Annotated in this window: 12 protein-coding genes and 2 pseudogenes; 7 read left to right on the plus strand and 7 right to left on the minus strand. The window is 68.6% G+C overall.

Annotated elements, in window-relative coordinates; translation table 11 throughout:
• The 6 genes from ACFXN1_RS36880 to ACFXN1_RS36905 all read right to left on the minus strand — a co-directional run bounded on the left by ACFXN1_RS36880 (position 1) and on the right by ACFXN1_RS36905 (position 4,888).
• Positions 1-870: an MlaE family ABC transporter permease gene (locus ACFXN1_RS36880; RefSeq protein WP_379442231.1), complete on the minus strand. Its 870-nt coding sequence runs from the start codon at positions 868-870 to the stop codon at positions 1-3.
• The gene (locus ACFXN1_RS36885) at positions 870-1,700 is read right to left on the minus strand and encodes an MlaE family ABC transporter permease (protein ID WP_379442229.1); all 831 of its coding nucleotides are present in this window, start codon (positions 1,698-1,700) and stop codon (positions 870-872) included. Before ACFXN1_RS36885 ends, ACFXN1_RS36880 begins: the two co-directional genes overlap by 1 nt.
• Before the next feature lie 299 nt (positions 1,701-1,999).
• Complete coding sequence (locus ACFXN1_RS36890) at positions 2,000-3,289, minus strand: NAD(P)/FAD-dependent oxidoreductase (protein ID WP_379442227.1); 1,290 nt, start codon at positions 3,287-3,289, stop codon at positions 2,000-2,002.
• Positions 3,286-3,468, minus strand: a complete 183-nt coding sequence (locus tag ACFXN1_RS36895) for a rubredoxin (RefSeq protein WP_354849896.1) — start codon at positions 3,466-3,468, stop codon at positions 3,286-3,288. Before ACFXN1_RS36895 ends, ACFXN1_RS36890 begins: the two co-directional genes overlap by 4 nt.
• Positions 3,465-3,650, minus strand: a complete 186-nt coding sequence (locus ACFXN1_RS36900; protein WP_379384828.1) for a rubredoxin — start codon at positions 3,648-3,650, stop codon at positions 3,465-3,467. Before ACFXN1_RS36900 ends, ACFXN1_RS36895 begins: the two co-directional genes overlap by 4 nt.
• On the minus strand, positions 3,650-4,888 hold the full coding sequence (locus tag ACFXN1_RS36905; protein ID WP_379442225.1) for an alkane 1-monooxygenase: 1,239 nt from the start codon (positions 4,886-4,888) through the stop codon (positions 3,650-3,652). Before ACFXN1_RS36905 ends, ACFXN1_RS36900 begins: the two co-directional genes overlap by 1 nt.
• Positions 4,889-4,996: 108 nt before the next feature.
• Between ACFXN1_RS36905 and ACFXN1_RS36910 the strand changes: the two genes are divergently transcribed.
• Positions 4,997-5,605, plus strand: a complete 609-nt coding sequence (locus ACFXN1_RS36910; RefSeq protein ID WP_379403253.1) for a TetR family transcriptional regulator — start codon at positions 4,997-4,999, stop codon at positions 5,603-5,605.
• Positions 5,606-5,651: 46 nt separating this feature from the next.
• Here ACFXN1_RS36910 and ACFXN1_RS36915 read toward each other — a convergent pair whose 3' ends face one another.
• A complete protein-coding gene (locus ACFXN1_RS36915; protein WP_379442223.1) occupies positions 5,652-7,601 on the minus strand; it encodes a GMC family oxidoreductase in 1,950 nt (649 codons plus the stop codon).
• A 124-nt stretch (positions 7,602-7,725) separates the two neighbouring features.
• Between ACFXN1_RS36915 and ACFXN1_RS36920 the strand changes: the two genes are divergently transcribed.
• The 6 genes and pseudogenes from ACFXN1_RS36920 to ACFXN1_RS36945 form a co-directional block, all read left to right on the plus strand.
• Positions 7,726-8,205, plus strand: a complete 480-nt coding sequence (locus ACFXN1_RS36920; RefSeq protein ID WP_379442221.1) for a pyridoxamine 5'-phosphate oxidase family protein — start codon at positions 7,726-7,728, stop codon at positions 8,203-8,205.
• A 113-nt stretch (positions 8,206-8,318) separates the two neighbouring features.
• Positions 8,319-8,984 carry a respiratory nitrate reductase subunit gamma gene (locus ACFXN1_RS36925; RefSeq protein ID WP_379442219.1) on the plus strand — a complete coding sequence of 222 codons (666 nt, stop codon included), beginning with the start codon at positions 8,319-8,321 and terminating at the stop codon, positions 8,982-8,984.
• A 103-nt stretch (positions 8,985-9,087) separates the two neighbouring features.
• Positions 9,088-11,678 (plus strand): annotated as a pseudogene (locus tag ACFXN1_RS36930) (TIR domain-containing protein); the annotation flags it as partial.
• 588 nt (positions 11,679-12,266) lie between these two features.
• A complete protein-coding gene (locus ACFXN1_RS36935) occupies positions 12,267-12,641 on the plus strand; it encodes a WD40 repeat domain-containing protein (RefSeq protein ID WP_379463809.1) in 375 nt (124 codons plus the stop codon).
• Positions 12,638-13,522 carry a DUF4231 domain-containing protein gene (locus tag ACFXN1_RS36940; protein WP_379442217.1) on the plus strand — a complete coding sequence of 295 codons (885 nt, stop codon included), beginning with the start codon at positions 12,638-12,640 and terminating at the stop codon, positions 13,520-13,522. Before ACFXN1_RS36935 ends, ACFXN1_RS36940 begins: the two co-directional genes overlap by 4 nt.
• 111 nt (positions 13,523-13,633) lie before the next feature.
• Positions 13,634-14,097: pseudogene (locus ACFXN1_RS36945) on the plus strand (alpha-mannosidase); the annotation flags it as partial.

The raw sequence follows: 14,097 nt of genomic DNA on the forward strand, positions 1-14,097 counted from the left end.
TCACCCCGAGATCCGGATGCCGACATCCAGGCCCCAGATCACGATCGTGAGGATCATGTCCAGGATGACCACCAGCACCAGGCTGGCGCGAATAGCCCGGCCCGAGGCCCGGCCCACGCCCTCCGGGCCGCCCGAGGCGTAGAAGCCCTGGTAGCCGTGGATGAGAATGATGACGACCACGAAGATCGTCGCCTTGACCAGTGAGGCCAGCACATCGCCGGGCTGCAGGAAGGCGTCGAAATAGTGGTAGTAGGTACCCGAGGACTGCCCGTGCAGCACGTTCACCACGGTCGCGCACGACAGGTACGACAGGATCAGCGTGAGCAGGTGCAGCGGCACGATGGTGATCACGCCCGCGATCACGCGGGTGGTCACCACGAAGGGCATGGGCCGGATGCCGATGGCCTCCAGCGCGTCGATCTCCTCGGAGATGCGCATGGCCCCGATCTCGGCCGTCATGCGGCAACCCGCCTGGGCCGCAAAGCCGATGGCCGCCACCATGGGCGCCATCTCGCGGGTATTGGCGTAGGCGGAGACGAACCCGGTGAGCGGGCCCATGCCGACCATGTTCAGCGCGGTGAAACCCTCCACCCCGATGGAGCCGCCGACCGCGATGCCCAGGAACGCCAGCACCGCGACGGTGCCGCCGCCGACGATGATCGCCCCGGAGCCCCAGGTGATGTCGGACAGGATGAGCATGGTCTGGCGCCGGTAGATCCGCAGCGTGTGCGGGACGGCGGCGAGCACCTCGTAGACGAAAGTCGCCTGGTGGCCCAGGGATTCGAAGACGGACAGGGGCGCCTGCGCGCTCGCGCCGATGACCCGGCCCGCCGTCCCGAGCGGCGCGTATCTGGCGGGTACCTGTGTCATCAGCCCACCTGCGTCGGGATGAACATCGAAACCAGCTGGGTGATCACCAGATTCACGCCGAAGGCGGCGATCACGCCGATCACCACCGCGGCGTTCACGGCATTGGCCACCCCGCGCGGGCCGGCCGTGGCCTCGAGTCCGCGCTGACAGGACACCACCAGCACGATCACCCCGAAGACGATCGACTTCGCGATGGCCACCCACAGGTCGGTCAGCTTGGCGAAGGCCGCGAACGCGGACAGGTAGGAGCCGGGCGTCACGCCCTGGAAACCGACGGCGATCACATAGCCGGTGAACACGCCCATGAAGATGATCAGCATGCACAGCAGCGGCGTGAGCGCGATCATGGCCGCCAGCCGCGGCGCGACCAGCCGGCGCACCGGGTCGATTCCCATGACGCGCAAGGCATCCACTTCGTCGCGAATGGTGCGCGCACCCAGATCCGAGGCGATGGCCGACCCGGCCGCGCCGCCCAGCAGCAGCGCGGTCACCATGGGCGCGCCCTGCCGGATCACGCCCAGGCCGCCGGCCGCGCCGGACACCGAACTTGCGCCCACCTGCTGGGTCAGGCTCCCCACCTGCACCGCCACGATGACGCCGAACGGAACCGACACCAGCACAGCGGGAATCGCCGTCACGCTGACGATGAACCAGCCCTGCTGTAGCGTGTCACGCCACGGATGGCGCAGTGTGACGATGTCGACGACCAGGAACCGGAATGCCGCGATCGCCTGCTGAATGGTGCGTCCGAATGTCCGCAGCCCCGAGAGAACGAATTCGATTGCCTGCCGTACCAACGGTTCCGGCCCCCGAACAGCCTTGTCGACCAATGTTCACCACCCCACAGCCCCACTGTTGGTCGATGCCGACCGGCCCCTCTGCTGACCGGTTCGAACTGACCGAGACAGTAATACAGATTTCGGACTGACGTGTCAGTCTTCACGGAAATACTCGCGGGGTTGACAGGGGGCCACCGGCCGGGGAAAGATACGCGCGCCGCGCGAATAGCATGTCCTACCAGCAGGTTTCAGCAATGAGTCGGCAAATGCGAAATGCCGCTGAACCATTCGACTGGTCCAGCGGCATTTCGGATTTTGCGGGCGGTTAGCTCAACTGCGGGCGCATGCCCTCACAACTGTCCGGACAGTGCGACCGCCTCGGCCAGCGGCCGGGATTCGTCCACGCAAGCACCGGGATCCAGCACCGCGCCCCGCCCGATCAGGTCCCTTGCCGCCCGGAACTCCGCCGGCCGGGCAATGGCCACCGCACCGGTCGCGCGGCCCTCGCGCAGCGCGAGCACCGTCGCGTCCCCGGCCTCGACCCGGCCCCGCACCACCAGCTCGTCACCGGCGTGTATTACGCCCGCGAACTGCACGTTCCGGCCATACTGCATCGACCAGCCCCAGGGGACCTCAGCATCCGCGGCGGGCAATCCCAGCATCGATCGGGCCGCCGCCGCACCCTGGGACTGGGCGCTGTTCCAATGCTCCTCGCGCCGATACCCGCCCGACACGGGATCGAATCGGGCCACCGCGTCACCGGCCGCATAGACCCCGGGCGCGGATGTCCGATAGTGCTCGTCCACCCGAATCCCGTCACCCACTGCGAGCCCGGCGGCCTCGGCGAGCCCAGTGTCCGGGACAGATCCGATCGCGACCAGCATCGCAGCCGCCGTCCAGGTGCTGTCATCGGCGGCCACGGCGACCACCTCCGCACCGTCCTGGGCGAGATGCGTCAGCCGGACGTCGGTATGGATCGCGACCCCGTTGTCCGCGTGCAACTTCCGGAGATAATTGCCGATCGCCCGTGGCGCGACGCGCTCCAGCGGCACGGCCGCCGCGTCCAGCACCGTGACCTCCGCACCCAGCCCGCGTGCGGTTGCCGCGACTTCGCAGCCGATCAGCCCGGCCCCGACGATCAGCAGCGATCCACCCTGTGCGATCGCCTCTCGCAGGACCTCCGCATCCGCCCGGCCGCGCAGCGTGTGGATCCGCTCGCCCGTGTCGGGACGCCGTCCCCCGATCTCGACACCCCTGCGGTCGAGATCGGGGCGGACCGGCGTGGCAGCCATCGACAATGCGCGCGGCCGGGCTCCGGTGGCCAGTAGCAGGGTGTCGTAGCCGATCGCCGTGCCGTCGGCCAGCCACACCAGCGCCGGGCCCGGGTCGATGGATTCGACCGTGGTGCCGGGGCGCAGGTCGATCCGGTGGGTGTGCCAGAAGTCCATGGGCTGCAACAGGGTCCGGCGGTCCTCGACGGTTCCGGCAAGGAGTTCCTTCGACACCATGGGGCGGCGGTACGGGTGGCCGGGTTCCGCGCCGAGCAGCACGATCTCGCCGGTGTAGCCCTCGGTGCGCAGGGTGCGGGCGGCGGTGGCACCTGCGACGCCCGCGCCCACGATGACGATGCGGCCGCTCACGCGCGGCTGACCTCGACCATCTCGAAATCGCTCTTGGCGGCGCCGCAATCCGGGCAGGACCAGTCGTCGGGGATGTCGTCCCAGCGGGTGCCGGCGGCGATGCCGTCCTCGGGCCAGCCCAGGGCCTCGTCGTATTCGAAGCCGCACTGCAGGCAGCGGAAGAGTTTGTAGTCGCTCATGAGTGGTGTCCTGTCGAGGTGGAAGTGGGTTCGAAATCGACCTTTTCGCGCACCCCGCAGTCGGGGCAGCACCAGTCGTCGGGGACGGCGGACCAGGGGGTGCCGGCCGGGAAGCCTTCCCGCGGCGCGCCTTTCGCCTCGTCGTAGACGTAATCGCAGACCGGGCAACGGTAGGACGACATCACGCCACCCCGTACTTCGCCAGCACGCGCGCACGCTTGCGGGGCTGGATGTTCACCTTGGTGATGTCGCCCGAATAGTGCTCGAGCACCCGGTGATCCATCACCCGCCGCCACAGTGGCGGGAAGTAAGCCAGCGAGATCATGCTGGCGTAGCCGCTGGGCAGATTCGGCGCGCCGTCCATACTGCGCAGCGTCTGATAGCGGCGGGTGGGGTTCGCGTGATGGTCGCTGTGCCGCTGCAGGTGGTACAGGAAGATATTCGTGACGATGTGATCGGAGTTCCAGCTGTGCTCCGGGGTGCACCGCTCGTAGCGGCCGCTGGCGGTCTTCTGACGCATGAGGCCGTAGTGCTCGAGGTAGTTGACGGTCTCGAGCAGGGTGAAACCATAGATCGCCTGGATCACCAGCCAGGGCAGCACCGCCGGGCCGAAGACCGCGGCCAGCACGCCCCACAGCACCACCGACATCAGCCAGGCGTTGAGCACGTCGTTTCGAATCGTCCACGGGCGCTTGCCCAGTCGCTCCAGTCGCTTGGCCTCCAGCTCCCACGACGAGCGCAGGCTGCCCCACACGCTGCGCGGCAGGAAGGACCAGAACGTCTCGGCGAAGCGGGCGCTGGCCGGATCCTCGGGCGTGGCCACCCGCACGTGATGGCCGCGGTTGTGCTCGATGTAGAAGTGGCCGTAGAAGGTTTGGGCGAGCGTGATCTTCGACAGCCAGCGCTCCAATTCGTCCTTCTTGTGGCCGAGCTCGTGCGCGGTGTTGATGCCGACGCCGCCCATGACACCCATGCTCAGCGCCAGGCCGATCTTGGAGACCACGCCGAGGCCGCCGTCGATGCCCAGCCAGGACAGGTCGCTCGCGGTCCACAGGTAGCAGGCGACGGTCAGGCTCAGCAGCTGGAAGGGAATGTAGGTGTAGACGCAGTACCGGTAGTACTTGTCGTTCTCCAGGTACTCCATCACCTCGTCGGGCGGGTTCTGGCCGTCCGGGCCGAAGAAGCGGTCCAGCACCGGCAGCAGCCCGTACACCAGCAGCGGGCCGATCCACCACCAGACCGGGGCGACGACCGACCAGCCGAGTTCGTTGAACGCCCACACCAGCACCATCGCCACGAACAGGGCGGTCGGGGGTACGAGACCGAACAACCACAGATACCGCTTGCGGTCACGCCACTGGGGGCGGGCCGAAGCCTCCGGCTCCCGGCTGCGTCCAACTCGAGAACGAGACGTCGTCATTGCCGTACTCCTTGCATTTACACTTTCCAAAGAACTGTATTCATTAGATACACTGTGATCCAGTCTGTCAACGACGGGACGAAGGTTGAGCTCATGTACCATCAGGACGTGGTTGAAGCGCCGAACTTCCAGACAGAGATGCGGCAGTTGCTGCGCGAGCGGATCGTCGAGGCCGGGCGGCGCATCGTGATCACCGAGGGCTGGGGCGCGGTGAACATGTCACGGCTGGCCAAGGAGGTTGGCGTGAGCCGGCCGGTGCTCTACAAGGAATTCGCCAACAAGCACGAGCTCGCCGAAGTGGTGGTCCAGCAGGAAGTCGACGAGTTCCTGGTCGGCATCGCCGAGAGCCTGGCCGCGCATCCCGCGGACGTAGCGGCCGGCATGACCCAGGCGGTCGATTTCACGCTGCGGACGGGCGCCGACAACACTTTGCTCAAGGCGGTGCTGGCCGGGCGATCGGCGACCGATACCGCCCTGCTGCCGGTCCTGATGACCGAGACCGAACCCGTGCTGGGCCGCGCGATCACCGCGGTGTCGGCGGCCATCCGGGCCCAGTACGGGCTCGCCGGGATGGACGACGCCGAACTCACCTCGATGACCGAGGTGCTGGTCCGGCTCGCCCTGAGCCATCTGTTCCAGCCGACGGGTCCGATCGACCGGGCCGTCGGCCAGATCCATCGGGTGATCGTCGGCGCCTTCGGCGCGGCGCTGGAATAGGCTGCCGCGCAGGCGGATCGGGCTATCTCGCCACGTCGGGAAGAAGTCAGGTCAGGCGCGCGGCGAGCCTGGTGGCGTTCATATGGGCGATGGCCTCGATGCTGACCATCGGGTTCACGCCGGAGGCGGTCGGGAAGCAGGAGCCGTCGGCCACCACGATATTCGGGACGTCCCAGGTGACACCGTCGGGATTGGTGGCCGAATCCGCGGGTGAGCCGCCCATGCGGGCCGAGCCCATGATGTGCAGCGCGCCCATCGAGCACCGGCCCGGCGCGTACCCGGCCGCGGCGGCCTGCGCGGCGAACTCCTCGTGCGAACCGCTCGCGCCGGGCTCGTAGCCGACGCCGGCCTGATGGCCGGAGAAGATCCGCTCCGCCCCGGCCGCCTCCAGAATGCGTGCGGCATTGACGATTCCGGTGTGCATGTGGGCGGCGTCGCGGGCGGAGATCCGGTAGCGCACCACCGCCTCACCCCGGCGGTCGGTCTCGACCGAGCCGTGGTCGCGGTCGCGGGTGATCACACCGACGGCAACGGTATTGGCGAGCTTCAGCATGCGGTCGCGATGGATGGCCGCGCCGGTCCAGGCCTGGAAGCCGACCGACATCCCCGGTGTCATGGGGCCGGTCTCGTAGATCACGCCGTAACCGTTCCCGTCGAGGTCACGGTCCTGCTTGGAATACCGGGTCTGCATCCCGCCCTCCCAGGGCCGGATGTCCTCGTCGAAGACCCCGAAAACCGCTGTGGCCGGGTGCAATCGGAGGAAGTCGCCGATATTGCGGTTACCCAGGCCGGAACGGCGCAACAGCGCGGGGGTCTGGATGGCCCCGGCGGCGACCACCACCGCGCGGGCCCGCACCCAGACCGAACGACCTTCGGCCGTTACGGCTTCCACGCCGGTGGCGCTGCCATTGGCGACCACGATGCGCCGCACATCGGTGCCCACGAACAGGCGCGCGCCCGCCTCGGCCGCATCCGCCAGCCAGGTCTTGACCACCGACTGCTTCGCGCCGATCCGGCAGCCGAAACCGCAACGCCCACATTCGATTCCGGCATCGCAGTGGGTGACATTGCGGGGCAGCGGCTCGACGTGCCAGTCCAGCTTACGCAGGCCGCGCTCGAGAATCTCGTCGCGGTGCGAGGCGGGTGAGTGGTCGAGGTTCACCCCGAGACGCGACACCACGGCCTCGAGGGCGTCGGTGTACTCCTGCTCGGCGAACTGCCGTGCGCCCAGCCGGGCCCATTCCGCGCGGACATCGTCCGGGGTGCGGAAGGAGGTGGTCCAGTTGACCACCGTGCCGCCGCCCAGCGCCGTCCCCGCGACCAGCCCGAGCTGGCCTTCGGCGGTGGCGGCCGGGCCGGGGGCGTACAGCTTCAGGAAGCCTTCCTTCTCCCCGATGCCGAAATCCGGATCGTCGTAGTACTCACCGCGTTCCAGCACCACCACGTCGAGCCCGGCCCGGGCCAGCACCGCCGCGGCCGGGCCGCCGCCCGCGCCCGACCCGATGACGACCACATCGCACACGACGGTGGTATCGGCATCCGGACGCTGCGGGCTGAGCCCGCGCTGCGCGCCCTCGACCGGTCCGAAGGCGGGCGGAATACCGATCCGATCCCACACCGGATTGATCCCGGTGGGCCCGGGCGTCAAGTAATAGGAGGTGACCGCCGCCCCCTTCAATGCCTGGAACAGCGCCCGCTTCTGTTCGAGCCGCGAATTGGCCATCTCCAGCAGCCACTGCTCCCGGTCCTCGGCGCTCAGCCGCGAGAACTTCCGCCAGCCCGCGCCGTTGAGCAACCCGAACAGCCGTGAATCCCATACGCGCATCAGCAGTTCGAACTGCCGCCGCTCCGCGTCCCGCGGATTGCGCCCGAGTAGTTCGGTGACGGTGTCGACCACCCCCAGCTCGGAGGCCGCCGGCAGATCACCCCCGTCCCCCGGCGCGAAGCTGTCACACACCATTCCGAGTACGGCACGCCGCGCCGCGTCTGAAGCCATGCCGCCATCATGCGCCACACCCCCGCCGCTGTCCCGGCAAATGCGGCACACCGCCCTCACTTGTCTCGCCGGAATCCGGTTACCCTCGAATCGCCCCATCCGTCCGAACCGGTCAGGACCACGCGTGACACTCGACCAGAACTGGGATCGCATCCGCGACACCGTATCCCGCGCCGGACACTGCGCGATCGCCTCGGTGAATGCAGACGGTTCGCCGACTGTCACGCCGATCGGCACGGTCTTCCTGGGCGACACCGCGACCGGGTTCTATTTCGATCAGTACACCGAGGCGCTGGCCCGCAACCTGGACGCCGATTCCCGGGTGTGCGTGCTGGCCGTGGACAGCAGTCCGCTGTTCTGGTTCCGGTCCCTGCTGACGGCGCGCTTCCCCGCCCCGCCCGGGGTCCGTCTCTACGGCACGGTAGGCGCGAAGCGCCTCGCCACCGACGAGGAACTGCGGCAGGTACGGAATCGGGTGCGAATTCCCGTGCGCCTCAAAGGTGGCCGACTGCTGTGGTCGGATTTCAGCCACGTTCGGGATCTCACCTTCACCGATTATCGACCGGTTCGGTACCCACACATGATGTCTCATCTCTGGCAGTAGTTGAGCCCGAGCGGGTCCGCCGGGTTGGCACGATTCGACACTTCTCTGCAGGCGTCGGGCGTGCGAAAGTTGCTCGGCGAGTAGTGCGGATACCGACTTCGTGAGGTGAGGGCATGATGATCGCGTTGTGGGTGGCGCTGCCTTACGCCGGCATCCTGTCGTGCGCGGTCGGGCATGTCTGGCGGTATCGGCGCGACGGGTTCCGCGGGTATCTGTATGGGCCGCACATCGATCGCGCACAGCGGGCCGGGATCACGGCGGTGCGCGCCGGCTTCCCGACCGTGTTCGTGGTGCGGGTCGTGGAAATGCTTGCGTCCGGGCCGCATTCGCGACCCGGCCACGGTATCCAGCTGGTGCTGGCGGCCATTCAGATCGTGGCCATCCCGGTGACCATCGCGGGGGTGGCGCTCATCCTGATACCGCCGCTGATCGACGCCGATATCCGGCAGCGGGTGACCCCGGTGGACCGAATCACGCTGCCGCTGCTGGCGGCGGCACTCATGTCGGCCGTGCTGGTGACCTTCGACGGCGGGTCCACCGACGGCCGATACCGCACCGCCGAAACGCTTTTCACCTGGGCGCGCTCGCTGATCGCCCTGCATCCGGATCCGGCGGTCATGGACCACGCCCCGATCCTGTACCAGGCGCGCGGACTCATCGTGGTGCTGATCATCGCGGTCTGGCCCTACACCCGGCTGGCCGGCATCCTCACCGTCCCCGTGGTGCGCGTCGTTCGCCAGGTCGCCGCCGCCCCCTACCGGTCCGCGCCGTCGGTCTGATCCTCCCGGGACCGCGATTTCCGGGAGGTTGCTCCCATTCCCTGAGCAATTCGAGTAATGCGGTACTCAGGACGCGGCCGCCGGAGTTGGCAACACTCGGGCAATGGCGCGCATTTTCCTCAGCCATTCCAGCCGGGACAACCGGCAGGCTATCGCGCTGAAGGCCTGGCTCGTCGAGCCGGACCCGGCTCTGGTCGACGAGATCTTCCTCGACCTGGATCCCGACACGGGTATCGCGCCCGGGGTCCGCTGGAAGGATGCCCTGGTCCGGGCCACTTCCCGGTGCGAGGCCGTGATCTGCCTGATCTCGGAGACATGGGATTCGTCGGCGGAATGCCGCACCGAGGTCCGGACGGCGGAGAACCTCAACAAACGAATTTTCGCCGTGCGTCTGGAACCGTTCGTGAGCCGCGAATCCACCCGGGAGTGGCAGCAGAGCGATCTGTTCGGCCCCGGCCCCATGACAGCCATCCCGGTGCCCGGGGGTCCGCCCGTCGAATTCGCGAGCGAGGGCCTGCGGCGGCTGCGGCGCGGATTGCGCGAAGCAGGTATCGGGGCCGAATACTTCGAGTGGCCGCCGCCGAATGATCCCGGGCGCGCGCCCTATCGCGGATGGGAGCCGTTCGAAGCGATCGACGCGGCCGTGTACTTCGGCCGGGACGCCCAGATCGTGCGCGGCCTGGACATGCTGCGCGGCATGCGGGCCGCCCGCGTCGAGAACCTGTTCGTCATCCTCGGCCCGTCGGGCGCCGGCAAGTCGTCGTTCCTGCGGGCGGACTACTCCCCCGGTTGCGCCGCGACGACCGGCATTTCCTGGTGCTCGACATCGTCCGGCCCGAACGCGCCGCGGTGACGGGTCCGATCGGCCTGGCCGCAGCACTGTTCGAGGTGCGGCAACGGCTGGGCCTCACCCGACCCACCCTCGGTGCGATCAAGGCGGCATGCGCGTCCGATCCGAGGCAGGTCACCATCTGGCTGCGAGAGGTACAGGCGGCCGCTACGGACGGCTCGCCCGATTCGAGCGACACCGCGCCGCCGACCCTCGTGCTCCCGGTGGATCAGGCCGAGGAACTGTTCGGCGGTGAGGCCGGACCCGAGGCCGGGTTGTTCCAGTCGATTCTCGCCCGGCTCGTCGCCGACGGCCTGGATCTCATTGCCGCACTGACCATTCGGGCCGACCACTACGAGCCGCTGCAGACCTCGCCCGCGCTGGCGGCCGTGAAGAGCGTGGTGTTCGACGAATTGCGTCCCCTGCAGCCCGCCCGGTTCGCCGAGGTCGTGCAGGGCCCGGCGGAGCGCGCGACCGCGGCCGGCAATCCGCTCGTGGTGCGCGAGGACCTCGTGGAACGGCTGCTCGCCGACTGCGCGGGCAGCGCGAATCCCCTGCCGCTGCTGTCCCTGACACTGTGGCGGCTGTACCTCGACTACGCCGCCGCCGGAGAACTGACCGTCGCCGACTACCGGACGATGGGCGGGATGGCGCACGTTGTCGAGTCGGAGATCGATTCGATTCTCGCCCAGGACGACTCGGTGCGGCCGCGGCAACTGGCCGAGTTGCGCGCCGCCTTCGTGCCCTGGCTGGCCACCATCGCCCCGGACCACGACCAGCCGCTGCGCCGCATCGCGCGCCTGAGCGACCTGCCCGCCACCAGCCGCCCGCTCATCGCCGCGTTCGTCGACCATCGGCTCGTGGTCCAGGACGAACGCGGCGGCGAGACCACCGTCGAAGTGGCGCTGGAAAGCCTGCTCAGCGAATGGCCCGCGCTCGCCCAATGGCTGCGCGAGGAGGCCACCGATCTGCGCACCGCCGACGGCCTCGACCGCGCCGCCGCCGAATGGAAGAACCGCGGACGCGACGACGCCTGGCTGATGGCGGGCGCCCGGCTCCACGAGGCCGAAAAAGTCGCCGCGACACCGAATTTCGCCGATCGACTAGCCTGCGCGCGCGAGTTCCTCACCGCCTCCCGGCAGCGGCAGGACGCCGAGACCGCAGCCGAACAGCGCCGCCACGAAAAGGAACTGAACGACGCGCGCGCCTACGCCGCCGGACTACGCCGCCGGTCACACATCCTGCGGGCGGTGCTGGCGCTCACCGTCATCGCGGCCCTGGTCGCCGGATTCTTCGCCGTCCGAGCCACATTGGCGCAGAACGAGGCCGATCAGCGGCTCCACGAAGCGACCGCACTGCGCCTGGTCTCCGAGGGGCAGGCCATGCTCGCCGGGGCTCGGCCCGGCGGCGACACACGAGCCATCGAGGAGATCCTCGCGGCACGCCAGATCGGCTCGCAGCCCGACGACGGCGCGGTCCTCGACGCGCTGTCGGTCACACCCGACGAGGTGAAGATATTCGATACGCCAGCACAGGATGACATCACGGCCTTCGCCGTCAGCCCCGACGGACGCCATGCGGCGGCTGCGAGCGCGGGAACCATCCAGCTGCGAGACGGCGTCAGCGGGCAGGCCACGGGGGCACCGATCACCGCCCACGACAAGAGTGCCGTGAATCGTCTCGCATACAGCTCGGACGGCACCCGGCTCGCCTCTGCGGACAATGATGGAACAGTACAGGTGTGGGATGCGCAGAACGGTGCGCATGTCGCGGGCCCCTTCAACACCGGACACGGGGCCGTCCTGTCGGTGGCGTTCAGCGCGGATGGGCGACGAATTGCCGCAAGCATGTTCCCGGGCACGATCCAGATATGGGATGTCGTTGCCGGACAACAGCTTCGCCAGTGGCGGACCGCCACATCTATTGACGATTTGACCATCTCTTACCGGGTCGCGACTTTCGACACGAAAACCGGTGCACCCGCGGCCGCCTGGGATATCGAGGCACAACAGGCGGTGGGCTCCACGGTGCTGAGCCCGGATGGAACGAGCCTGGCCACGGTCGGCGGAGTGACACCGAAGAACTTTCTGACCGAAGGTTTCCGGGTCTACGACCCGGCGTCGCCCACGCTCGGAATCGACTACAGCGTGATCCTGTGGGATCCGAGCACCGGACACAGTATCGGCGCTCCGATCGACGAACACTCGGTCGTCAGCGCGGTAGCCTTCAGCCCGGACGGCCGACGCATTGTCACCAACGGTGGCTTCGCCAAAGTCGAGGTCTGGGATGCGGACTCCCATCGTCAGGTCGGTGAGCCGCTCTCCGACACCGAAACCTCGACCTTCCTCGCGTTCAGCCCCAATGGCCGCCAATTCGCCTCGGCGAGTGCCGACTCCATCCGGATGTTCGATGTCGACTCCCGGAAGCTGATCAGTGATTCGATGCGAGATCCCATGCATGGCATCCACGCCATCTCGTTCAGTGCTGATGGCCGATACCTGATCGCGGGGGCCGGTAAGACCGTTCGGATCTGGGATACGGCATCGGGCCTCCCCGTCGGCAAACCGATGGTCGGCCCCGCTGATGACATCCAAGCGTTGGCCGTCAGCCCCGACGACCACCAGATCGCGACCATCGGATCATTCTTCGGAGACGGTCGGCGCGCACCCATCCGTCTCTGGCCCGGTCCCGCCGTCTGGCCGGACCGGTTGTGCGACAAGCTCAGCGCGAATATGAGCCACAGGGAGTGGAACGAATGGGTGTCACCGAGCATCCCCTACCGCAAGGCCTGCCAGAACCTGCCGGTCGCACCGGACGCGGGCACATGAGCACGAACGACGACGAGGTCGTCGCCGAACTCTGGGCCGAACGACTGCGCTGGTCACAGACCGCCGGGCGGCTGAAACACCGCCTCGATCGGGCGCGGATCACCGCGTTCGCGGCCGGCACCCTCGGAGCGTTGTGCACGACCACCACCGCGACCGTGCTGCATTCCGGCGGCCCGGCACGAACCTGCGCCGCGGCCCTCGGCGCGGTGTGCCTGGCCCTCGCCGCCTTCGTCGGCATCCAGTTCCTCACCCCCGATACCGTCCGGGCGTGGACGCGGGCGCGCGCGACCTCGGAGGGCATCAAGCGGCTGATCTACGAATTCCGCGCCGGCGCCGTGATCGGCATCGACGCCCTGCGTCACAAGGCCGCCGAAATCGTCACCGCCGCGACGGATCTGCTGCCCTACGTCGACTCCGATGCGATGCCGGGGACCCCGCCGCCGGCCGCCATGACACCGGAAACATATGTTCAGCAACGGATTCGGGGTCAAATCGACGACTACTACCGGCCGATGGCCCGCCGGTATACGCAGCGCACGGCGCGCTGGCGCCGGTTCGCGATAGCCCTGGGCATGGCGACCGCGCTGATCGCGGCCGCCGCCGCCATCACCCCGGGCACCGGACCCACCGCCCTGGCGCCCTGGGTCGCGGTCCTCACCACGGCCACCGCCAATATCGCCGCCTACCTGACCGCCCAGCGCTACGACTACCTGGCCATGACCTTCCTGGCCGCCGCCCATCACCTCCAGAGCCTCGCCGACGACCGCGCCACAAGCGTGATCACCGACTGGCCCGCCTTCGTCGCCGCCTGCGAATCCGTCATCGCCACCGAGAACACCGCCTGGATGGCCAAGTGGTCCGAACAGGACAGCGCCCGTTGAGAATCGGCCCACGCCAACGGTGCGATCTTCCCGGCCCGCGGACCCCGGGCCGCTAGAGTCGGGCTCGGCACGGTTTGCCGGTCCCGACCCACGCCCGAGGGAGCCACCGTCATGCACGATGACCGCCGGTTGATCGAAGACAGGCTCGGGCGAGTGCTCGACCGCATCGTCCCCGCCGTCTATCCGGAGTCGGTGCCGCTGCGGGCCTCGATCTGGGCGGCGCCGGGCGAACCGGTGCCGGTCGCCGAGGGGCTGGCCGCGCCCCGGATTCCGACCGGGCCGGGCGCCCGCTGGGGTGCGTCGTGGGGCACCAGCTGGCTCACCGTCGAGGGGACGGTGCCGCCGAGCTGGGCGGGCCGGACGGTCGAGGCGATCATCGATCTCGGGTTCGACCAGGGCATGACCGGATTTCAATGCGAGGGCCTGGTGTATCGCGCCGACGGGACGCCGGTGAAGGGGCTGCATCCGCGGAATCGGTGGGTCCGCGTGGCGGCGCCCGCGGCCGGGGGCGAGCAGGTGCTGCTGCATGTGGAGGCGGCGTCCAATCCGGTCATTCCGTTCTTCGGGCCGACCGC

It is taken from the genome of Nocardia sp. NPDC059154, from assembly GCF_042755705.1.
In the GTDB taxonomy this organism is placed as follows: Bacteria; Actinomycetota; Actinomycetes; order Mycobacteriales; family Mycobacteriaceae; genus Nocardia.